Origin of the sequence: Pseudomonas sp. TJI-51 (assembly GCF_000190455.2) — a bacterium.
Classification (GTDB): domain Bacteria; phylum Pseudomonadota; class Gammaproteobacteria; order Pseudomonadales; family Pseudomonadaceae; genus Aquipseudomonas; species Aquipseudomonas juntendi.
Genome location: NZ_AEWE02000106.1, coordinates 1 through 20,588, shown reverse-complemented (window position 1 = coordinate 20,588; position 20,588 = coordinate 1). Strand labels below are relative to the sequence as shown.

Sequence of the window (20,588 nt, the reverse complement as noted above, 5' to 3'; positions counted from 1 at the left end):
TGGGGGCGCAAAACCGCGTAAAAATAAATGCAAAAGCGTTGAACAGGCATGCCGGGCTGCGCGGCGGCGTGGCCGTAGGGGAGGCAAACAGTCAGTTCAGGATGACCAGCGCCGGGTACTCATGCAACTGGGCGGAGGTGATGTGAGCCAGCGCGCGCAGGGTTTCCAGCGGTTGGTCGAGGCGGTAGTTGCCGGTTACGGCAACGTCATCCAGCTGGGTATTGCGGTTGATGATCCAGCCGGGGTAATAGCGCCGGACTTCGGCCAGGACCTGGCTCAGCGGGCAGTTTTCGAACACCAGGCGGCCATCGACCCAGGCCAGGTCCTTGTGCATGTCGGGGCGCTGGCGCTGGCCAATGCCCTGGGGGCCCACACTGATGCTGTCGCCAGCGCTGAGGCGTATGCGCTGGTCACGCGCACCTTGCAGGTCGACATCGCCGCGCTGCACCCGCAGTTGCGCTTCACCGTTGAGGTAGCGCACGGCGAAATCGGTATCGCGTGCTTGCGCGCGCAATGGCCCGGCCTGGACTTCCAGCGGCATCGGCGCGTTCTGCGGCACCTGGAAGTAGGCTTCACCCTGCAGCAGGCGCGCGACCTGGCGGCCGCCGCGGCGGTCACTGGCGAACGCCGAATTGGTATTCAGCAGCACCTTCGCGCCATCGTCCAGTTGCAGGCGCTGGCGTTCGCCGACCACGGTCAGGTGGTCGGCCTGCAGGCGTGTCGGCAGGTTACCGAAGGTCACCAGCCCAACCAGCAGCACGGCTGCCGTCGCCAACGGCTTCCAGTGGCTGCGCAGGCGCCCGCGCCACGACCGACGCTGCTGCCGGTGCATCTGCGTGGCCACCTGGTGCAGCGGCATACCGTTCCACAGCGCTTCTGCCTCGACATAGGCTTCGGCGTTTTCTGGCGCTGCGCTCAACCAGGCCTGGAAGGCGAGGGTGTCGTCGGCATCGGCGCCTTGCAGGCGTACCAGCCATTCCAGCGCCTCGTCCATGGCACGCGCACGGGCATTGGGCCCGGCAGGTGACGGGCGAGGGGCGGGGCTGTCGGTCACGGGGAATCCTTGCGTGGTTTTTTGCAAATGATCAAGGCTACGGCGTGGTGTGGCAAGGGCTTTACGTTGAGGGGCTGGCCAGCGGCCGGTTTACTTCAGGCGCTCGGCGACGCCCATGCAGATGGCCATGATCAGCTTCAGTTCCTTTTGTACCGTACTGGCCGAAACATTCAGTTGCTGGGCAATTTCCAGGTAGGTGGCGCCATGCAGGCGGCTGAGAATGAAGATGCGCTGCTGGCGCTCGCTCAGCTGGTTCAGGCTGATGCTCAGGTGCTTGAGCAGTTGTTCGGCGTGCGCGGCATCCTCGCTGCTGCTGGCCGGTGCGGCCACGCTGTGCAGCACCTCGTCGGGCACGTCGTCGACCAGCATGCGGGCCTGCACCCGGCGGGCGCGCAAGTGGTCGAGCGCCAGGTTGCGGGCCGTCTGGAACACGAAGGGTTCGATGTGCTCGACAGGCCGCTCGCCCAGGGCGCGCGACACCCGCAGGTAGGTTTCCTGCAGCAGGTCCTCGGCGGTGCTGGGGTTGCCGACCATGCGCTGCAGGGTGCGCAGCAGGGAAAGGCGCTGGAGGAGGAAGACGGCGTTGAACCGGGACTGACTCACGAGAAGACCTGACCGACCAAAAGCTAATGATAATGCTTATCATCTATGAAGAAGGTCAAGTCTGGAAATGTTAGGAAAAGGTAAAGATTGTGAGCCCGCTGGTGGCTGGGGGAGGATGTTCTGTGTATTAGAGACCGAGCGCCGCCCGCGCGGCGCCGGGTCTCACAGGCGCCCAAAGTGCCCCGTCAGGCTCACCGGGCCCTGCACAACGCCAGGCAGTTATCCAGCATGCGGTTGCTGAAGCCCCACTCGTTGTCATACCAGGCCAGCACCTTGAGCATGCGCCCGCTGGCGCGGGTGTGGTTGGCATCGAAGATCGACGACAGCGGGTTGTGGTTGAAATCGCAGGAAACCAATGGCAACGCGTTGTAGCCCAAGACCTTGGAATGCTTGCTCGCCTCGAGGAACAACTGGTTGACCTGCTCGGCGGTGGCCTCGCGTTTGAGGTTCACGGTCAGGTCCACCAGCGACACGTTGATCACTGGGACCCGCACGGCCATACCGGTCAGTTTGCCGGCCAGTTCCGGCAATACCAGGCCTACCGCCTCGGCCGCGCCGGTCTTGCTGGGGATCATCGACTGGGTTGCCGAGCGCGCGCGGTACGGGTCGCTGTGGTAAACGTCGGTCAGCACCTGGTCGTTGGTATAGGCGTGGATGGTGGTCATCAGGCCTTGCTCGATGCCGAACTCGCGGTGCAGCACCTGGGCGATCGGTGCCAGGCAGTTGGTGGTGCACGAGGCGTTGGAAATGACCTGGTGCGAAGCCCGCAGCACGTCATGGTTGACCCCGTACACCACGGTGGCATCAGCCCCTTTGGCCGGCGCCGAGACAATCACCTTGCCCGCCCCGGCAGCCAGGTGGGCAGCTGCCTTGGCCCGCTCGGTAAACAACCCGGTGCATTCGAACACCACATCGATCGCTTCGGCCTTCCACGGCAGTTCGGCCGGGTTGCGAATGGCACTGACCGCGATACGGTCACCATTGACCGTGAGGCTTTCGTGGTCGGCCTCGACCGTGGCGTCGAAGGTGCCGTGCACGCTGTCGTACTTGAGCAGGTGGGCGTTCATGGCGCTGTCGCCCAGGTCGTTGATGGCGACGACCTGCAAGTCCTGGCGGTAGCCTTGGGTATACAGTGCGCGCAGGACGTTACGGCCGATGCGGCCGAATCCATTGATGGCGATGCGAAGGGTCATGGCAGTACCTCTGGCAGTCCGAGTGAAACCTGTGGCACAAAGGAGCTTCACTGAAACGGTTTTGTTGTTGGAATTACAAGATTATTCACTATCAGATAGAAAACAAGCCTTTTTAGTGGCAGTATTTTGTTTAAACATACAACGAGTGGTGGGGCAAGATGCCTCTACCGATGCAGCGGGCTCCTGGTCTTGAGCCTAGGCGGCAATCGGTTGGAGGGGAAATGCCCGGTAAACCGCCCTTACAATTAGTCTGGAGTCCAGTACATGCATCCGCGCATCCTTGAGGTCACCCAGCGGCTGGTCGAACGCAGCCGAGCCACCCGCGAACGCTACCTGCAGCTGATTCGCGGCGCGGCCAGTGACGGGCCCATGCGCGCCAGCCTGCAGTGCGCCAACTTCGCCCACGGGGTGGCCGGTTGCGGCAGCGACGACAAGCAAACGCTGCGCCTGATGAACGCCGCCAACGTGGCCATCGTCTCGGCCTACAACGACATGCTGTCGGCCCACCAGCCGTACCTGCACTTCCCCGAGCAGATCAAGCAGGCCCTGCGCGAGGTCGGCTCGGTCGGCCAGTTCGCCGGTGGCGTGCCGGCCATGTGCGACGGCGTGACCCAGGGTGAGCCGGGCATGGAACTGGCCATCGCCAGCCGGGAAGTGATTGCCATGTCCACTGCGGTGGCGCTGTCGCACAACATGTTCGACGCCGCGCTGATGCTGGGCATTTGCGACAAGATCGTCCCCGGGCTGATGATGGGCGCGTTGCGCTTTGGCCACTTGCCGACCATTTTCGTGCCGGGCGGGCCGATGGTTTCCGGCATTTCCAACAAGCAGAAGGCCGACGTGCGCCAGCGCTATGCCGAAGGCAAGGCCAGCCGCGAGGAGCTGCTGGAGTCGGAGATGAATTCCTACCACAGCCCGGGTACCTGCACCTTCTACGGCACCGCCAATACCAACCAGCTGGTGATGGAGGTGATGGGCCTGCATCTGCCTGGCGCGTCGTTCGTCAACCCGTACACGCCGCTGCGCGATGCGCTCACCGCCGAGGCCGCGCAACAGGTCACGCGCATGACCAAGGCCAGTGGCAGCTTCATGCCGCTGGGCGAAATCGTCGACGAGAAGGCGCTGGTCAACTCCATCGTTGCCCTGCACGCCACGGGTGGCTCCACCAACCATACCCTGCACATCCCGGCAATTGCCCAGGCTGCCGGCATACAGCTGACCTGGCAGGACATGGCCGACCTCTCCGAGGTCGTACCCACCCTGTCGCATGTCTACCCCAACGGCAAGGCTGACATCAACCACTTCCAGGCCGCTGGCGGCATGGCCTTCCTGATCCGCGAGCTGCTCGATGCCGGCCTGTTGCACGAAGACGTCAACACCGTCGCCGGCCACGGCCTGCGCCGTTACACCCAGGAGCCGTTCCTCGATGATGGCAAGCTGGTATGGCGCGAAGGCCCGCTGCAAAGCCTGGACGAAAGCATCCTGCGCCCGGTCGCGCGGCCGTTCTCGGCCGAAGGCGGCCTGCGGGTGATGGAGGGCAACCTGGGGCGTGGCGTGATGAAGGTTTCGGCTGTAGCTGCCGAGCACCAGGTGGTCGAGGCCCCGGCGCGGGTGTTCCACGATCAGCAGTCGCTGGCCGATGCATTCAAGGCCGGTGAGCTGGAGTGTGATTTCGTGGCCGTGGTGCGCTTCCAGGGCCCCCGCTGCAATGGCATGCCCGAGCTGCACAAGCTCACGCCGTTCCTGGGCGTGCTGCAAGACCGCGGCTTCAAGGTGGCGCTGGTTACCGACGGGCGCATGTCCGGCGCCTCGGGCAAGATCCCGGCGGCGATCCACGTGTGCCCCGAAGCCTATGACGGTGGCCCGCTGGCACGGGTGCGCGATGGTGATATGGTGCGCGTTGATGGTGTCGAAGGCACGCTGCGGGTACTGGTATCGGCCGAAGAACTGGCCAGCCGCGACCTGCCGCCGGCGCCCCAGGGCAATGACCTGGGGTGCGGGCGCGAGCTGTTCGGCTTCATGCGCATGGCGTTCAGCCCGGCAGAGCAGGGCGCCAGTGCCTTCACCTCTGCCCTGGAGAACCTTAAATGAAGGACCTGCTGGTTGGCGATATCGGCGGCACCAACGCCCGTTTTGCGTTGTGGCGTGACAACCAGTTGCACGAGGTAAAAGTCTTCGCTACCGCGGACTACACCAGCCCGGAGCAGGCTATCGAGGCCTATCTGCATGGCCAGGGCATCGCCCGCGGCGGCCTGGCCGCGGTGTGCCTGGCGGTGGCAGGGCCGGTCGAGGGCGACGAGTTTCGCTTCACCAACAACCACTGGCGTCTGAGCCGCCTGGCGTTCTGCAAGACCTTGCAGGTCGAGCGGCTTGTGTTGATCAATGATTTCACCGCCATGGCGTTGGGCATGACCCGCCTGCAAGAAGGCGAAGTGCGCCAGGTGTGCCCCGGCCAGGCAGACCCCACGCGCCCGGCACTGGTGATCGGCCCGGGCACCGGCCTTGGCGTGGGTTCGCTGCTGCGCCTTGGCGGGCAGCACTGGCAGGCCTTGCCGGGCGAAGGCGGGCATGTCGACCTGCCGGTGGGCAACGCCCGCGAAGCGGCGATCCACCAGCAGATCCACCAGCAAATCGGCCATGTCAGTGCCGAGACGGTACTCAGCGGGGGTGGCCTGGTACGGCTTTACCAGGCGCTGTGTGCGCTGGACGGCGACACCCCACGTCACACGTCCCCGGCGCAGATCACCGATGCAGCGCTGGGCGGCGAGCCACGGGCACTGGCGGTGATCGAGCAGTTCTGCCGGTTCCTGGGGCGCGTGGCCGGGAACAATGTGCTTACCCTGGGCGCGCGCGGTGGGGTCTATATCGTTGGCGGGGTCATCCCGCGGTTTGCCGAGTTGTTCCTGCGCAGCGGGTTCGCCGCCAGCTTTGCCGACAAAGGCTGCATGAGCGGCTACTTTGCGGGTGTGCCGGTGTGGCTGGTGACGGCGGAGTTTTCCGGGTTGCTGGGGGCGGGTGTGGCGTTGCAGCAAGCGCTGGACCATTGACTGGGGTCGCTTTGCGGCCCATCGCGGGCAAGCCCGCGAAGGGCTGCAAAGCAGCCCCAATAAAAACAGGCAGCAAAGACCTGTAACCGAGAAGAGGAAGGACCACCTTGAGCACTGCCGGCAAATCGATCCTGATGGTCGACGACGACCAGGAAATCCGTGAACTGCTGCAAACCTATTTGAGCCGCTCCGGCTTCCAGGTGCATGCCGAAGCCGACGGCGCGGGCTTTCGCCGCGCGCTGGACAGCAGCCCCTGCGACCTGGTCATTCTCGATGTCATGTTGCCCGATGAAGATGGTTTCAGCCTGTGCCGCTGGGTTCGGCAGCATCCGCGCCGGGCGCGTGTGCCAATCATCATGCTCACTGCCAGTTCCGATGAAGCCGACCGGGTCATCGGCCTGGAGCTGGGTGCCGACGACTACCTGGGCAAACCGTTCAGCCCGCGCGAGCTGCAGGCGCGGCTAAAGGCCCTGCTGCGCCGCGCCGAGTTTGGCCAGGCGGCGCCGGGGAGCGCGGTGCTGGCCTTCGATGACTGGCGCCTGGACACGGTCAGCCACCGGCTGTTCCACCGCGATGGTGAGGAGGTGATTCTCTCCGGTGCCGACTTCGCACTGCTCAAGCTGTTCCTCGACCACCCACAGCAAATCCTCGACCGCGACACCATCGGCAATGCCACCCGCGGCCGCGAGCCGATGCCGCTGGACCGTATCGTCGACATGGCGGTCAGTCGCCTGCGCCAGCGCCTGCGCGACACCGATAAACCTCCCCGGCTGATCCGCACCGTGCGCGGCAGCGGTTACCTGTTGGCGGCGCATGTCTGCTGTGCGCCCTGAGCGGCGCTGGCGCTTGCTGCCCCGCTCACTGCTGGGGCGCATGCTGCTGCTGACCCTGCTGGTGGTGCTGCTGGCCCAGGGGTTGTCGAGCATCATCTGGGTTTCCCAACTGCGCGCCAGCCAGTTGCAGGGGTTGCGGGCCAGTGCCAGCAGCCTGGCCCATTCGATGAGCGCCAGCGTCAGTTACTTCCGGTCGTTGCCAGTGGCCTACCGGCCGCTGGTACTCGATCAGTTGCGCAGCATGGGCGGCACGCGGTTTTTCGTATCGCTCAACGCCACCCCGCTGGACATGCAGGCGTTGCCCGTCACGGCGCGCAAGCAGGCGGTGATCGATGTATTCCAGCAGGTGTTGCACGAGCGCCTGGGGTCGCAGATGGAAATTTCCGTCGAATTCGTCGGGCCTGACGAGCTGCGTATCTTCAACAGCGGCCTCAAGCTCGACGAGCTGCCGCGCTCGTGGGCGCATTACTCGCTGACGCTCGAGCCCCTCAAGCCACCGGTGCTGGTCACGCAGATCCGCCTGGGTGAGGGGGAGTGGCTGTACATCGCCTCGTTGCTGCCCGAGCCGTATACCGGCCTGGAAGCCGAACGCCTGCCACGCCAGCAGGTGGGGTTCATTGTGCTGACCACGGCCTTGCTGTTGCTGTTCATCGGCTTGCTGGTGCACTGGCAAAGCTGGCCACTCAAACGCCTGGCCCGGGCCGCGCGGGAAATGTCGCTGGGCGCTGATGTGGCGCCGCTGGCGGAAGGTGGCGGCAGCGAAGTGGTCGAGGTGAGCCGGGCATTCAACAGCATGCGCGAACGTATCAGCCGTTACCTGACCGAACGCAGCCAGTTGTTCAGCGCCATATCCCACGACCTGCGCACACCAATAACCCGCCTGCGCCTGCGTGTCGAGCTGTTGGAAGAGGAGCGCCTGCAAGCCAAGTTCAGCCAGGACCTGGACGAGCTGGAGCTGCTGGTCAAAGGCGCCCTGCAATGCGTGAAGGACACCGACATCCACGAGAACATCGAGCCCGTCGACCTCAATCAGGTGCTGGATATCCTGGCCGAGCCTTACCTGGCCGATGGTCGCGTCACTGTGTACGGCAAGGCGCTTGCACCGTACCCCGGCAAACCTCTGGCCCTGCGGCGCTGCATCGGCAACCTGATCGACAACGCCATCAAGTACGGCGAACGGGCGCAACTGCGTATCATCGACAGCGCCGAGGGCTTTGTGCTGCAGGTGGATGACCAAGGGCCGGGGGTACCCCAGCAGCAGCTGGAGCAGGTGTTCGAGCCACACTTCCGCCTGGCCGCCCAGCAACAGGGTTACGGGCTGGGGTTGGGGATTGCACGCAATATTGCCCATAGCCACGGCGGCGAGGTGAGTTTGCTGAACCTGCGCGGCGGCGGGCTGCGGGTAACCTTGTTCCTGCCGCGAGGCATGGACTGATTTTCCGTGTTGCCTGCAAGGGCCGCACGGGTTTCAAGGTTTGCACTCAGGTCACTCAATTGTCACTGCCCAGTGACAATCCCAGCCTCCTTCGTGACATCTGCCTCGACCCCGCTGGCTAGAATTCGCACACGACTGGCAAGGATAAAGCTGGCTCATGAATACCCACCTACTGCCCTCCACCAGCTGGCTGAAAGCCCCGGCTCATACGGCCTGGCGCCTGGCCGAGGCCCAGCGGCTGCTGGCCTTTGCCAAAGCCGCGAAACGCCCGGACGGCTTCGGCAACCTGGATGCCAAAGGCCAACTCGCCGCTGGTGCCCGCGCCGAAACCATGAACACGGCGCGCATGACCCACTGTTTTGCCCTGGCTCACCTGCAAGGCATTCCAGGCTGCCTGGCCTACGCCGAGCACGGCGTGGCCGCCCTGCGCGGGGCCATGCAGGATGCCAGCTATGGGGGCTGGTTCGCTCACCCCGATGGCCAGCAGGACAGCGGCAAGGCCGCCTACCTGCATGCCTTCGTCGCCCTGGCCGCCAGCTCTGCCGTGGTGGCGGGCGCCGACGGTGCCAGGGGCCTGCTGGCAGACGCCACCGAGGTGATCGAGCGGCATTTCTGGAGCGAAGCCGAAGGTGCCCTGCAAGAGGCTTACTCCCGTGCCTGGCAGTTGCCCGAGCCGTACCGTGGCGCCAACAGCAACATGCATGCGACCGAGGCGTTCCTGGCCCTGGCTGATGTCACCGGCAACACGCTGTGGCTGCAACGCGCGTTGCGTATCGCCGAACGCATCATCCATACCCATGCCGCCGGTAGCGGTTACCGGGTGATCGAACACTTCGACATGCACTGGCAGCCCGTGGCGGACTACAACCACGACCACCCCGCCGATCATTTCCGGCCCTTTGGCACCACGCCTGGGCACGCCTTGGAATGGGCGCGTTTGCTACTGCACCTGGAGGCCAGCCTGCAACGTGCCGGGCTGCCGGCACCGCAGTGGCTGGCAGAAAGTGCCAGCGGGCTGTTCGAGGCCGCCTGCCAGCACGCCTGGAACGTCGATGGCGCAGAGGGTTTCGTCTACACCCTGGACTGGGCCAACCGCCCGGTGGTGAATGCGCGCCTGCACTGGGTGCACGCCGAAGCGTGCGCCGCCGCCGCGGCCTTGTTGCAGCGTACCGGCGAGGCCCGTTACGAGCAGTGGTACCGCACCCTCTGGGGGTTTATCGCCAACCACTTCATCGACCCTGTGGCGGGCAGCTGGCACCACGAACTCGATAGCAACAACCGGCCGGCCGGGACCATCTGGCCGGGCAAGCCCGACCTCTATCACGCCTACCAGGCGCTGCTGCTGCCAGGCTTGCCGCTGGCGCCCAGCCTGGCCAGCAACCTGGGCAGCAATGTAACCAAATGATGACATTCACGCATCGCTTCGTTACCTGACGGGGCGGGCACGCTGTTTAGACTCCATGCAACGCAAGCGTTTGACTTGCACGCATAACAACAAGAAAGGTGCTTCGATGAATTCCAAACTCTGTCTCGCCGCTGCTATCTCGCTCGCCTCCTTACTGCCGCTGGGCGCCAGCGCCGCTGAAAGCAAAGGCAGTGTAGAGGTGGTGCACTGGTGGACCTCTGGCGGTGAAAAAGCAGCGGTCGATGTGCTCAAGGCGCAAGTCGAGCAAGATGGCTTCACCTGGAAGGACGGCGCCGTTGCCGGCGGCGGCGGGGCCACCGCCATGACCGTACTCAAGAGCCGCGCAGTCGCCGGCAACCCACCCGGTGTGGCGCAGATCAAGGGCCCGGACATCCAGGACTGGGCGGCCACCGGCCTGCTCGATGCCGATGTGCTCAAGGACGTGGCCAAGGAAGAAAAGTGGGACTCGCTGCTCGACAAGAAGGTCGCCGATACCGTGAAGTACGACGGTGACTACGTTGCCGTGCCGGTCAACATCCACCGTATCAACTGGCTGTGGATCAACCCCGAAGTCTTCAAGAAAGCCGGCATCGACAAGGCGCCCAGCACCCTCGACGAATTCTATGCCGCTGCCGACAAGCTCAAGGCCGCCGGCTTCATTGCGCTTGCCCATGGCGGCCAGCCTTGGCAGGACAGCACCGTGTTCGAAAACGTGGTCCTGGCAGTGATGGGCGTCGATGGCTACAAGAAGGCCCTGGTCGACCTCGACAGCGCCACCCTGGCTGGCCCGCAAATGGTCAAGGCACTGACCGAGCTGAAAAAGGTCGCCACCTACATGGACCAGGATGGCAAGGGCCAGGACTGGAACCTGGAAGCGGCCAAGGTCATCAACGGCAAGGCCGGCATGCAGATCATGGGTGACTGGGCCAAGAGCGAATGGACCCTGGCGAAGAAAACCGCCGGCAAGGATTACCAGTGCGTCCCATTCCCCGGCACTGACAAGGCCTTCCTGTACAACATCGACTCGCTGGTGGTGTTCAAGCAGAACGACGCCGGAACATCCGCCGGGCAGCAGGACATCGCGCGCAAGGTGCTGGGCGAGGACTTCCAGAAGGTCTTCAGCATCAACAAAGGGTCGATTCCGGTGCGTAACGACATGCTCGGCAACATGGGCAAGTATGGCTTCGACAGCTGCGCGCAAACCTCCGCCAAGGACTTCCTCGCCGACGCCAAGACGGGCGGCCTGCAGCCAAGCATGGCGCACAACATGGCCACCACGCTGGCCGTGCAGGGCGCGTTCTTCGATGTGGTGACCAACTACATCAACGACCCCAAGGCCGACCCGGCCGATGCGGCGAAGAAGCTGGCGGCGGCGATCAAGGCGGCCCAGTAAAGGCTGACGCGGTCCCGTTGTAGGAGCGGCCTTGCGTCGCGATGGGCTGCGCAGCAGCCCCAAACCTGCGCACTCGATCTTTCAGGTAGGTGTCGAACTTGAGTCCTCAGGGCTGCGCAGCAGCCCATCGCGACGCAAGGCCGCTCCTACCCGGAGTGCAGCGCCTTTGAGGTGAACCATGACCACAACTACCGCCCAATTGCGGGCCTCACCCCTGGACGCGCTGCAGCGCTGGCTACCCAAGCTGGTGCTGGCACCGAGCATGTTCATTGTGCTGGTGGGCTTCTACGGCTACATCCTCTGGACATTCGTGCTGTCCTTCACCACCTCGACCTTCCTGCCCACCTACAAGTGGGCGGGCCTGGCGCAATATGCCCGGCTGTTCGACAACGATCGCTGGTGGGTTGCCAGCAAGAACCTGCTGCTGTTCGGCGGCCTGTTCATCGCCATCAGCCTGGCCATTGGCGTGTTGCTGGCGGTATTGCTGGACCAGCGCATTCGCCGCGAAGGTTTTATCCGGACCATTTACCTGTACCCCATGGCCCTGTCGATGATCGTTACCGGCACCGCCTGGAAGTGGCTGCTCAACCCTGGCATGGGCCTGGACAAGCTGCTGCGCGATTGGGGCTGGGAGGGTTTTCGGCTGGACTGGCTGATCGACCCGGACCGGGTGGTGTACTGCCTGGTGATCGCCGCCGTGTGGCAGGCATCGGGCTTCATCATGGCCATGTTCCTGGCCGGGCTGCGCGGGGTTGACCAGTCCATCATCCGCGCTGCGCAGATCGACGGTGCCAGCCTGCCACGCATTTACTGGACAGTGGTGCTGCCCAGCCTGCGCCCGGTGTTTTTCAGTGCGCTGATGATTCTTTCGCACATTGCCATCAAGAGCTTCGACCTGGTGGCGGCGATGACCGCCGGTGGCCCGGGTTACTCATCCGACCTGCCGGCCATGTTCATGTACTCGTTCACCTTCAGCCGCGGCCAGATGGGCATGGGCTCTGCCAGCGCCATCCTCATGCTGGGCGCGATTCTGGCGATCCTCGTGCCTTACCTGTACTCGGAGCTGCGGAGCAAACGCCATGCATAGCGCATCGAATAGCCCTGCCGAAAAACCGGCACTGAGCCTTGGCCGTATCGCCATCCATGGCGTGTTGCTGATTGCCGTGCTGCTGTACCTGGTGCCGCTGGTGGTGATGCTGCTGACCAGCTTCAAAACCCCGGAAGACATCAGCACCGGCAACCTGCTGAGCTGGCCCGCGGTGATCACCGGCATTGGCTGGGTCAAGGCCTGGGGCACGGTCAGCGGTTACTTCTGGAACTCGATCATGATCACCGTGCCGGCGGTGCTGATCTCCACCGCCATCGGCGCGTTGAACGGCTATGTGTTGTCGATGTGGCGCTTCCGCGGGTCGCAGCTGTTCTTCGGGCTGCTGCTGTTCGGCTGCTTCCTGCCATTCCAGACAGTGTTGCTGCCGGCCTCGTTCACCCTCGGCAAGCTTGGCCTGGCCAGCACCACCAGTGGTTTGGTGCTGGTGCACGTGGTCTACGGGCTGGCCTTCACCACCCTGTTCTTCCGCAACTTCTACGTGAGCATCCCGGATGCGCTGGTCAAGGCGGCGCGCCTGGATGGCGCCGGGTTCTTCACCATTTTCCGCCGCATCATCCTGCCGATGTCGACGCCGATCATCATGGTCTGCCTGATCTGGCAGTTCACCCAGATCTGGAACGATTTCCTGTTCGGCGTGGTGTTTTCCAGCGGCGACTCGCAACCGATCACCGTGGCCCTGAACAACCTGGTGAACACCAGCACCGGCGCCAAGGAATACAACGTCGACATGGCGGCGGCGATGATCGCCGGCCTTCCAACCCTGCTGGTCTACGTGGTGGCAGGCAAATATTTCGTGCGCGGGCTGACGGCCGGCGCAGTCAAGGGGTAAGTCATGGCAACGCTCGAACTGCGCAATGTAAACAAGACCTACGGCACCGGCCTGCCCGATACCCTCAAGGACATCCAGCTGTCGATCAGCGACGGCGAGTTCCTGATTTTGGTTGGCCCGTCGGGCTGTGGCAAATCGACCCTGATGAACTGCATCGCCGGCCTGGAGCAGATCACCGGCGGGGCCATTCTCATCGACGGGCAGGACGTCAGTGGCATGAGCCCCAAGGACCGCGACATCGCCATGGTGTTTCAGTCCTATGCGCTGTACCCGACCATGAGCGTGCGCGAAAACATCGAATTTGGCCTGAAAATCCGCAAGCTGCCGCAGGCGGCAATCGATGAAGAGGTGGCGCGGGTGGCCAAGCTGCTGCAGATCGAGCACCTGCTGGCGCGCAAACCGGCGCAGCTGTCGGGCGGCCAGCAGCAGCGTGTGGCCATGGGCCGGGCACTGGCGCGGCGGCCGAAGATCTACCTGTTCGACGAGCCGCTGTCCAACCTGGACGCCAAGCTGCGGGTCGAGATGCGTACCGAAATGAAGCTGATGCACCAGCGCCTGAAGACCACCACCGTGTACGTCACCCATGACCAGATCGAGGCCATGACCCTGGGCGACAAGGTTGCGGTGATGAAAGATGGCATCATCCAGCAGTTCGGTACCCCGCAACAGATCTACAACGACCCGGCCAACCAGTTTGTCGCCAGCTTCATCGGCTCGCCGCCAATGAACTTCATTCCGGCCCGCCTCAAGCAACGGGATGGCCGCCTGCTGGCGCTGCTCGACAGCGGCCAGGCGCGCTGCGAGCTGCCCTTGGGGCTGGCCGCTAATGAACAGGATGGCCGTGAAATCCTGCTGGGCATCCGCCCTGAGCAGATCGCCCTGGGGGCCAGCGAGGGCAACGGCCTGCCGGCCATTCGTGCCGAAGTGCAGGTCACCGAACCCACCGGGCCGGACCTGCTGGTGTTCGTCACCCTCAACCAGACCAAGGTGTGCTGCCGCCTGGCGCCCGATGTGGCCTGCGAGGTTGGCGACAACCTCAACCTGCAACTGGACCCGGCGCGGGTGCTGCTGTTCGACGCCAACAGCGGCGAGCGGCTGCACCTGGCCAGCACTGCCGCAGCCACCAAGGACAACGTGGCTCACTTCAAAGGCCGTTAATTCGTCTACATCATCAATAAGAAAAAGAGGACGCAAAGGGATGGAACAGCGCAAACGTATCAAGACATTGGGGTCGCTGGCATTGCTCGCCGTGGTTGGCAGCGCCAGTGCACAAGCTGCCGAGGCATTTTCCAGCGAATCGAAGTGGATGACCGGGGACTGGGGCGGCACCCGTACCGAGCTGCTGGACAAGGGCTACGATTTCACCCTCGATTACGTGGGCGAAGTGGCCGGTAACCTGCATGGCGGCTACAACGACGACAAAACCGCGCGCTACAGCGACCAGTTCGCCCTTGGCGCGCACCTGGACCTGCAGAAGATCTTCGGCTGGCACGATGCCGAATTCAAGCTGGCGATCACCGAACGTAGCGGCCGTAACCTGTCCAACGACCGCATCAGCGACCCGCGCGCCGGGCAGTTCAGCTCGGTGCAGGAGGTGTGGGGGCGCGGCCAGACCTGGCGTCTGACCCAGATGTGGGTCAAGCAGAAGTACTTCGACGGCGCACTGGATGTGAAAGTCGGCCGCTACGGCCCGGGCGAGGATTTCAACAGCTTCCCGTGCGACTTCCAGAACCTGGCCTTCTGCGGTTCGCAGGTGGGCAACTGGGTAGGCGGCATCTGGTACAACTGGCCGGTCAGCCAGTGGGCGCTGCGGGTGAAGTACAACATTACCCCGGACTTCTTCGTGCAGGTCGGTGCCTTCGAGCAGAACCCCTCCAACCTGGAAACCGGCAACGGCTTCAAACTCAGTGGCAGCGGCACCAAGGGCGCGATCCTGCCGGTGGAGGCGGTGTGGTCACCCAAGGTCAACGGCCTGCCGGGCGAGTACCGCCTGGGCTACTACTACAGCACCGCCAAGGCCGACGATGTCTACGACGACGTCAACGGCAACCCGCAGGGTATCACCGGCAACGCGTTCAAGTCGCACTCCAGCAAGCATGGCTGGTGGGTGGTGGCGCAGCAGCAGGTCACCGCCCATGCCGGGGATGTGAACCGCGGCCTCAGCCTGTTCGCCAACTTCACCGTGCACGACAAGGCCACCAACGTGGTCGACAACTATCAGCAGGTGGGGTTGGTGTACAAAGGCGCGTTCGACGCCCGGCCCAAGGATGACATCGGCTTTGGCGTGGCACGCATCCATGTGAACGACGACGTGAAGAAGCGTGCCGAGCTGATCAACGCGCAGAACGGCATCGACGATTACGACAACCCAGGCTTCATGCCATTGCAGCGCACCGAGTACAACGCCGAGCTGTACTACGGCTTCCACGTCACCAACTGGCTGACCGTGCGGCCCAACCTGCAGTACATCAAGAGCCCGGGTGGGGTTGACCAGGTGGACAATGCGCTGGTCGCCGGCTTGAAGATTCAGTCGTCATTCTGAGGGCAATTGTTGTAAATTTACGCCAATCCATTTTCGGCGCCCGGCACCCACTGCCCTGCAGTGGGTGTTGGGGATAGGCCGAGACAGCGCTACCTCAAACAAAAAGAGCTCTGACCCATGCCTGAACATCCGCTCCATCGCTTCTTCACCTCGCAGCGGCCGCGGCCGACATTCGAGTGGGAGCGTTACCAGCAGCGCGATGTACTGATCATCGACCACCCCCGATGCCAGGCGGTATTCAGCCGCCAGGGCGCGCAACTGCTGCATTTTCAGCCGGCGGGCGAGCGGCCTTGGCTGTGGTGCGCCGAGCAGTGGCCGCAAGTGGGGGCGATACGCGGTGGTGTGCCGGTGTGCTGGCCGTGGTATGGCCGCCACCCCAGCGAAGACCTGTGGCCGGCGCATGGCTGGGCGCGGTTGCTGGACTGGAAGCTGGTGGACAGCCGCGAGGACGAGGAGGGCGTAAGCCTGAAGTGGCAATTGGACCTGTGCGACTGGCAGGTCGACCTGCATGCCCGGTTGGGCAGCCGCATGGAGCTGAGCCTGAGCACCGAGCACCAGGACAGCCAACCCTGCCAGTTGAGCCATGCCTTGCTGGCCTACTGGCGTATCAGTCACGTTTCCGAGATAGCGCTGTCTGGGCTGGAGGATATCCAGGGTTATGACCGGCTCAACCGTCAGGCCTGCCGCGAGGGCGGTGCGCTGAAGCTCAAGGGCGGCTGCCAGAAGGTCTACCCGGGCACGCCGCGGGTACAACTTCAGGACCCGGCCTGGCAGCGCGAGCTGTGCATCGACACGGGCGACAGCGACGACACGGTGGTCTGGCACCCGGGCAATCGCCCGTTGATGGGCGTGACCGGGCGGGAATGCCAGGGCTTTGTCTGCGTCGAGGCGGCCAGTGGCAGCGGCGAGGGCCTGAGCCTGGCGCCGGGGCAGCGTGCCCACCTGCGTTTGCAGGCGCACCGGCTCAGTTGAGTTCGTCGTCCTCTATCGGGTAGCGGCTGGCGTTCAGGCTTTCCTTGATCTTGCGCAGGTGCGGCTGGAAATCCACGCCACGGCGCAGGGTCATGCCGGTAGCCAGGACATCGAGCACGGTCAGCTGAATGATGCGCGAGGTCATTGGCATGTAGATGTCGGTGTCTTCGGGCAGCGGGATATGCAGGCTCAGGCTGCAGGCGTTGGCCAGGGGCGAGCCGGCGGCAGTCAGGCCCAGTACCGAGGCACCGTTTTCGCGGGCCAGGCGTGCCACATCGACCAGTTCGCGGGTGCGCCCGGTGTAGGAAATGATCACGAACAGGTCACCGGTGTGGGCCACCGAGGCCAGCATGCGCTGCATCAGCACGTCGGCATGGGCCGATACCGCCAGGTTGAAGCGGAAGAACTTGTGCTGTGCATCGAGGGCCACCGGGGCGGAGGCGCCAAGGCCGAAAAAGTGGATTTGCCGGGCCTGGATCATCATGTCCACGGCACGACTGACCTGCATCGGGTCCAGTTGCTGGCAGGCACTGTCGAGTGAGGCAATGGCGCTGGCGAAGATTTTCTGGGTATAGGCCGCCGGGTCATCGTCGGCCTCTACTGCGCGGCTGACATAGGCGGCGCCGCTGGCCAGGCTCTGTGCCAGTTGCAGCTTGAGCTCGGGGTAGCCGCTGACGCCGAACGAGCGGCAGAAACGGTTGACGGTCGGCTCGCTGACCTTGGCCGCCTGGGCCAGCGCAGCGATGCTGAAACGGGTGGCTTGTTGCGGGTTGAGCAGGATGACTTCGGCGACTTTGCGTTCGGCCTTGTTCAGCTCGTCGAGGCGTCCCTGGATCTGTTCCAGGAGGTTTCGCACGCGGTCCATGGGTATGTCCTTGGGTCGGGAAGACAGCCGGCTGTGGGAGCAGCAGGCTTTTTGCACGGTCGTCTATCGTACTGTCGGTGCGGTTGGTGTACCACTTGTCTGTAACACTTGTGTGTAATGTTGTGGTTTTTACTACATTTCCCCTTGAAAACCGTATGTGAAAGCGGTATTCCTAGACCAACTTTAGGAAAGAACCAACATCATGGCTGCAATCAGTGTCGAACCTTGCACCTTTGCCCTGTTTGGCGCCCTCGGCGACCTGGCGCTGCGCAAGCTGTTTCCTGCGCTGTACCAACTCGACCGCGCCAATCTGCTGCACCCCGACACCCGTCTGCTGGCGCTGGCGCGTGAGGCCGGCAGTGCGCAGGCGCACCTGGATCACATCGAAGCGCACCTGCGCCGGCATGTGCCCGAGGCCGATATCGAGCCGGCCGCGCTGGGGCGCTTCCTCGCCCGGCTGAGCTACCTGCACCTGGACTTCCTGCAGCCTGAAGGCTATCAGGCGCTGGCCGAGCAGTTGCCCGGCGAGCTGCCGTTGATCGCCTACTTTGCCACCGCCGCGGCTGTATACGGGGCCATTTGCGAGAACCTTGACAAGGCCGGCCTGGTGGCGCGCACCCGGGTAGTGCTGGAAAAACCCATTGGCCATGACCTGGAATCGTCACGCCGGGTCAACGACGCTGTCGCGCGGTTCTTCCCGGAAAGCCGGGTCTACCGTATCGACCACTACCTGGGCAAGGAGACCGTGCAGAACCTCATTGCCCTGCGGTTTGCCAACAGCCTGTTCGAAACCCAGTGGAACCAGAATTCCATCTCCCATGTGGAGATCACCGTTGCCGAAAAGGTCGGTATCGAAGGCCGCTGGGGCTACTTCGACAAGGCCGGGCAACTGCGCGACATGATCCAGAACCACCTGCTGCAGCTGCTGTGCCTGATCGCCATGGACCCGCCCAGCGACTTGTCTGCCGATGCCATCCGCGACGAAAAGGTGAAGGTGTTGAAGGCACTGGCACCGATCACGGGCGACGCCCTGAGCACCCGCGTGGTGCGTGGCCAGTACATTGCCGGCTACAGCGACGGCAAGCCGGTACCGGGCTACCTGGAAGAAGACAATGCCAACGCGCAGAGCGATACCGAAACCTTCGTCGCCCTGCGTGCCGACATTCGCAACTGGCGTTGGTCGGGCGTGCCGTTCTACCTGCGCACCGGCAAGCGCATGCCGCAGAAGCTGTCGCAGATCGTTATCCACTTCAAGGAAACCCCGCACTACATCTTCGCCCCGGAACAGCGTTTGCAGGTGGGCAACAAGCTGATCATCCGCCTGCAGCCGGATGAAGGCATTTCGTTGCGGGTGATGACCAAGGAGCAGGGGCTGGACAAGGGCATGCAACTGCGCAGTGGCCCGCTGCAACTGAATTTTTCCGATACCTGGCGCAGTGCGCGGATTCCGGATGCCTACGAGCGGCTATTGCTCGAAGTGATGCGCGGCAACCAGAACCTGTTCGTGCGCAAGGATGAAATCGAGTATGCCTGGAAGTGGTGCGACCAGTTGATCGCCGGCTGGCGTAATGCGGGCGATGCGCCCAAGCCTTACGCGGCCGGCTCCTGGGGGCCAATGAGCTCGATTGCACTGATCACACGCGATGGGAGGGCGTGGTATGGGGATATCTGAACTGAAACTGCCAGCGGTCGTGAACGTACACGAGTTGGCAAACGCCGAGGCGCTGGCCGCCACTCAGGCCCACGACGTGGCCGAGCGCCTGCGCGCTGCGGTCGCTGCCAAGGGGCAGGCCTGCGTGGTGTTGTCCGGTGGCCGCAGCCCGGTGCCCTTCCTGGAAAAACTGGCCAGCGAAGCGCTGGACTGGGCCAAGGTCACCGTCAGCCTGGCCGATGAACGCTGGGTGCCGGTAGAGCACGCCGACAGCAACGCGGGCCTGCTGGCCCGTCACCTGTTCCAGGGTAATGCGGCCAAGGCCCGCTTCATTGGCCTGTACCAGCAGGCGGAAAACCTCGACGCCGCCGCACTCATGGCCGACCAGGCGTTGGCCGAGCTGCCGCAGATCGACGTGCTGGTGCTGGGCATGGGGGACGATGGCCATACCGCTTCGCTGTTCCCGGCCAGTCCCAACTTGGAAGCAGGCCTGGACCTGGCTAGCAAACGTCGCTGCCTGCCGTTGCTGGCGCCCAGCGTGCCGCACCAGCGCCTGTCGATGACCCGCGCTTTGCTGGCCAGTGCCGGCTTTACCGCGCTGGCCGTGCAGGGCCAGGGCAAACTCGCCACCCTGCGCGCCGCGCTGGCTGGCAACGACCTTACCGAAATGCCGATTCGCGCTTTTCTTCACGCCCCCCTGGACATCTACTGGTGCCCATGAGCCAAGGATCCACAGTCATGACCACCCTTGAACGCCCACAGTCCAAGCTCTCGATGGCCGACAAAGCCGCGCGGATCGACGCCATTTGCGAAAAGGCGCGCATCCTGCCGGTAATCACCATCGCCCGTGAGGAAGACATCCTGCCGCTGGCTGACGCACTGGCTGCTGGCGGTATCCGTACCCTCGAAGTGACCTTGCGCTCACCGCTTGGGCTGAAGGCCATCGAGGTACTGCGCAAGCAGCGCCCGGAGCTCTGCGTGGGCGCCGGCACTGTCCTGGACCGCGGTATGTTCGCCGCCGTTGAAGCCGCAGGTGCGCAATTTGTTGTCACCCCAGGCATTACCCCGGAGCTCCTCCAGGCCGGGGTGGACAGCGAGATCCCGCTGCTGCCAGGCATCAGCACGCCGTCTGAAATCATGCTGGGGTATGCCCTGGGCTACCGTCGCTTCAAGCTGTTCCCTGCGGAAATCAGCGGTGGCGTGGCGGCGATCAAGGCGTTCGGCGGGCCTTTCGGCGATATCCGCTTCTGCCCAACCGGTGGTGTGAACCCGGCCAATGTGCGCAATTACATGGCCTTGCCCAACGTGATGTGTGTAGGGGGCACCTGGATGCTCGACAGCAGCTGGATCAAGAATGGCGATTGGGCGCGGATCGAGGCGTGCAGTGCCGAGGCGATGGCGCTAGTGGACGCCAACTGAATTTGTTGTGTGCTTTACGGCTTATGGGGCGCTTGGTCGGCGCCCCTTTTTTTTGCCTGTCATTCTTGCAGCGCCGGGTGCACCGCGTCCCCTGTGGGAGCGGGCGCGCCCGCGAAGCATCCAGCGCGGTACATGGCACCGGCTGCTCCGGTGTTCGCGGGCACGCCCGCTCCCACAGGGCCGCGCCGGGCTTATGGATCGAGATTGAGCGCCGCCCGCGCGGCGCATCGCGAGCTGCG

The 20,588-nt window shown here is 64.0% G+C and carries 19 protein-coding genes; 15 read left to right on the top strand and 4 right to left on the bottom strand.

Annotation, left to right across the window (positions count from 1 at the left end):
• Nucleotides 1-91: 91 nt before the first annotated feature.
• From G1E_RS21090 to gap, 3 genes are all read right to left on the bottom strand, one after another.
• On the bottom strand, nt 92-1,054 hold the full coding sequence (locus G1E_RS21090; RefSeq protein ID WP_047150079.1) for a FecR domain-containing protein: 963 nt from the start codon (nt 1,052-1,054) through the stop codon (nt 92-94).
• Between the two features lie 90 nt (nt 1,055-1,144).
• Nucleotides 1,145-1,657, bottom strand: a complete 513-nt coding sequence (locus G1E_RS21085; RefSeq protein ID WP_009683395.1) for an RNA polymerase sigma factor — start codon at nt 1,655-1,657, stop codon at nt 1,145-1,147.
• Between the two features lie 191 nt (nt 1,658-1,848).
• On the bottom strand, nt 1,849-2,850 hold the full coding sequence (gene gap, locus G1E_RS21080; RefSeq protein WP_009683396.1) for a type I glyceraldehyde-3-phosphate dehydrogenase: 1,002 nt from the start codon (nt 2,848-2,850) through the stop codon (nt 1,849-1,851).
• Between gap and G1E_RS28440 the strand changes: the two genes are divergently transcribed.
• The 12 genes from G1E_RS28440 to G1E_RS21025 all read left to right on the top strand — a co-directional run bounded on the left by G1E_RS28440 (nt 2,849) and on the right by G1E_RS21025 (nt 16,414).
• The gene (locus tag G1E_RS28440) at nt 2,849-3,043 is read left to right on the top strand and encodes a hypothetical protein (RefSeq protein WP_125855529.1); all 195 of its coding nucleotides are present in this window, start codon (nt 2,849-2,851) and stop codon (nt 3,041-3,043) included. The genes gap and G1E_RS28440 overlap by 2 nt on opposite strands.
• 71 nt (nt 3,044-3,114) lie before the next feature.
• Nucleotides 3,115-4,941, top strand: coding sequence for a phosphogluconate dehydratase (gene edd / locus G1E_RS21075; protein WP_009683397.1), 1,827 nt, complete (start codon nt 3,115-3,117; stop codon nt 4,939-4,941).
• A complete protein-coding gene (locus G1E_RS21070) occupies nt 4,938-5,897 on the top strand; it encodes a glucokinase (protein ID WP_029885497.1) in 960 nt (319 codons plus the stop codon). The genes edd and G1E_RS21070 overlap by 4 nt, the downstream gene beginning before the upstream one ends.
• Before the next feature lie 107 nt (nt 5,898-6,004).
• Nucleotides 6,005-6,730 (top strand): two-component system response regulator GltR, encoded by a 726-nt coding sequence (gene gltR / locus G1E_RS21065; RefSeq protein WP_029885496.1) that lies wholly within the window; start codon nt 6,005-6,007, stop codon nt 6,728-6,730.
• Nucleotides 6,711-8,165, top strand: a complete 1,455-nt coding sequence (locus G1E_RS21060) for an ATP-binding protein (protein ID WP_033690505.1) — start codon at nt 6,711-6,713, stop codon at nt 8,163-8,165. Before gltR ends, G1E_RS21060 begins: the two co-directional genes overlap by 20 nt.
• A gap of 157 nt (nt 8,166-8,322) precedes the next feature.
• Nucleotides 8,323-9,570 carry an AGE family epimerase/isomerase gene (locus G1E_RS21055; protein ID WP_009683403.1) on the top strand — a complete coding sequence of 416 codons (1,248 nt, stop codon included), beginning with the start codon at nt 8,323-8,325 and terminating at the stop codon, nt 9,568-9,570.
• 106 nt (nt 9,571-9,676) lie between these two features.
• Complete coding sequence (locus G1E_RS21050; RefSeq protein WP_009683404.1) at nt 9,677-10,963, top strand: ABC transporter substrate-binding protein; 1,287 nt, start codon at nt 9,677-9,679, stop codon at nt 10,961-10,963.
• Nucleotides 10,964-11,141: 178 nt separating this feature from the next.
• Complete coding sequence (locus tag G1E_RS21045) at nt 11,142-12,050, top strand: carbohydrate ABC transporter permease (RefSeq protein ID WP_009683405.1); 909 nt, start codon at nt 11,142-11,144, stop codon at nt 12,048-12,050.
• The gene (locus G1E_RS21040) at nt 12,043-12,900 is read left to right on the top strand and encodes a carbohydrate ABC transporter permease (protein ID WP_009683406.1); all 858 of its coding nucleotides are present in this window, start codon (nt 12,043-12,045) and stop codon (nt 12,898-12,900) included. The genes G1E_RS21045 and G1E_RS21040 overlap by 8 nt, the downstream gene beginning before the upstream one ends.
• A gap of 3 nt (nt 12,901-12,903) precedes the next feature.
• Nucleotides 12,904-14,058, top strand: coding sequence for an ABC transporter ATP-binding protein (locus G1E_RS21035; RefSeq protein WP_047150078.1), 1,155 nt, complete (start codon nt 12,904-12,906; stop codon nt 14,056-14,058).
• Nucleotides 14,059-14,098: 40 nt separating this feature from the next.
• Nucleotides 14,099-15,442 (top strand): carbohydrate porin, encoded by a 1,344-nt coding sequence (locus G1E_RS21030; protein ID WP_009683408.1) that lies wholly within the window; start codon nt 14,099-14,101, stop codon nt 15,440-15,442.
• 117 nt (nt 15,443-15,559) lie between these two features.
• Entirely contained in the window at nt 15,560-16,414 is an 855-nt protein-coding gene (locus G1E_RS21025; protein WP_009683409.1) for a D-hexose-6-phosphate mutarotase, read from the top strand.
• Here the strand turns inward: G1E_RS21025 and hexR are convergent.
• Nucleotides 16,407-17,270, bottom strand: coding sequence for a DNA-binding transcriptional regulator HexR (hexR, locus tag G1E_RS21020; RefSeq protein WP_172828429.1), 864 nt, complete (start codon nt 17,268-17,270; stop codon nt 16,407-16,409). The two genes, G1E_RS21025 and hexR, sit on opposite strands and share 8 nt — an antisense overlap.
• A 211-nt stretch (nt 17,271-17,481) precedes the next feature.
• On the opposite strand from hexR, the gene zwf reads away from it, so the two are divergent.
• Genes zwf through G1E_RS21005 form a run of 3 tightly spaced genes read left to right on the top strand, consistent with a single transcriptional unit; the run spans nt 17,482 to nt 20,349 of the window.
• Complete coding sequence (gene zwf / locus G1E_RS21015; RefSeq protein ID WP_009683411.1) at nt 17,482-18,951, top strand: glucose-6-phosphate dehydrogenase; 1,470 nt, start codon at nt 17,482-17,484, stop codon at nt 18,949-18,951.
• Nucleotides 18,938-19,651: a 6-phosphogluconolactonase gene (gene pgl, locus G1E_RS21010; protein WP_009683412.1), complete on the top strand. Its 714-nt coding sequence runs from the start codon at nt 18,938-18,940 to the stop codon at nt 19,649-19,651. Before zwf ends, pgl begins: the two co-directional genes overlap by 14 nt.
• Nucleotides 19,652-19,668: 17 nt before the next feature.
• Entirely contained in the window at nt 19,669-20,349 is a 681-nt protein-coding gene (locus tag G1E_RS21005) for a bifunctional 4-hydroxy-2-oxoglutarate aldolase/2-dehydro-3-deoxy-phosphogluconate aldolase (protein WP_009683413.1), read from the top strand.
• Nucleotides 20,350-20,588: the final 239 nt, after the last annotated feature.

Excerpts from the sequence above, each read along its gene's own strand:
- pgl (WP_009683412.1), top strand. The coding sequence starts at position 18,938 with ATGGGGATATCTGAACTGAAACTGCCAGCGGTCGTGAACGTACACGAG.
- G1E_RS21030 (WP_009683408.1), top strand. The coding sequence starts at position 14,099 with ATGGAACAGCGCAAACGTATCAAGACATTGGGGTCGCTGGCATTGCTC.
- G1E_RS21005 (WP_009683413.1), top strand. The coding sequence starts at position 19,669 with ATGACCACCCTTGAACGCCCACAGTCCAAGCTCTCGATGGCCGACAAA.
- zwf (WP_009683411.1), top strand. The coding sequence starts at position 17,482 with ATGGCTGCAATCAGTGTCGAACCTTGCACCTTTGCCCTGTTTGGCGCC.
- G1E_RS21050 (WP_009683404.1), top strand. The coding sequence starts at position 9,677 with ATGAATTCCAAACTCTGTCTCGCCGCTGCTATCTCGCTCGCCTCCTTA.
- G1E_RS21025 (WP_009683409.1), top strand. The coding sequence starts at position 15,560 with ATGCCTGAACATCCGCTCCATCGCTTCTTCACCTCGCAGCGGCCGCGG.
- G1E_RS21060 (WP_033690505.1), top strand. The coding sequence starts at position 6,711 with ATGTCTGCTGTGCGCCCTGAGCGGCGCTGGCGCTTGCTGCCCCGCTCA.
- G1E_RS21070 (WP_029885497.1), top strand. The coding sequence starts at position 4,938 with ATGAAGGACCTGCTGGTTGGCGATATCGGCGGCACCAACGCCCGTTTT.
- G1E_RS28440 (WP_125855529.1), top strand. The coding sequence starts at position 2,849 with ATGGCAGTACCTCTGGCAGTCCGAGTGAAACCTGTGGCACAAAGGAGC.
- G1E_RS21035 (WP_047150078.1), top strand. The coding sequence starts at position 12,904 with ATGGCAACGCTCGAACTGCGCAATGTAAACAAGACCTACGGCACCGGC.
- gap (WP_009683396.1), bottom strand. The coding sequence starts at position 2,850 with ATGACCCTTCGCATCGCCATCAATGGATTCGGCCGCATCGGCCGTAAC.
- G1E_RS21045 (WP_009683405.1), top strand. The coding sequence starts at position 11,142 with ATGACCACAACTACCGCCCAATTGCGGGCCTCACCCCTGGACGCGCTG.
- G1E_RS21055 (WP_009683403.1), top strand. The coding sequence starts at position 8,323 with ATGAATACCCACCTACTGCCCTCCACCAGCTGGCTGAAAGCCCCGGCT.
- G1E_RS21040 (WP_009683406.1), top strand. The coding sequence starts at position 12,043 with ATGCATAGCGCATCGAATAGCCCTGCCGAAAAACCGGCACTGAGCCTT.
- edd (WP_009683397.1), top strand. The coding sequence starts at position 3,115 with ATGCATCCGCGCATCCTTGAGGTCACCCAGCGGCTGGTCGAACGCAGC.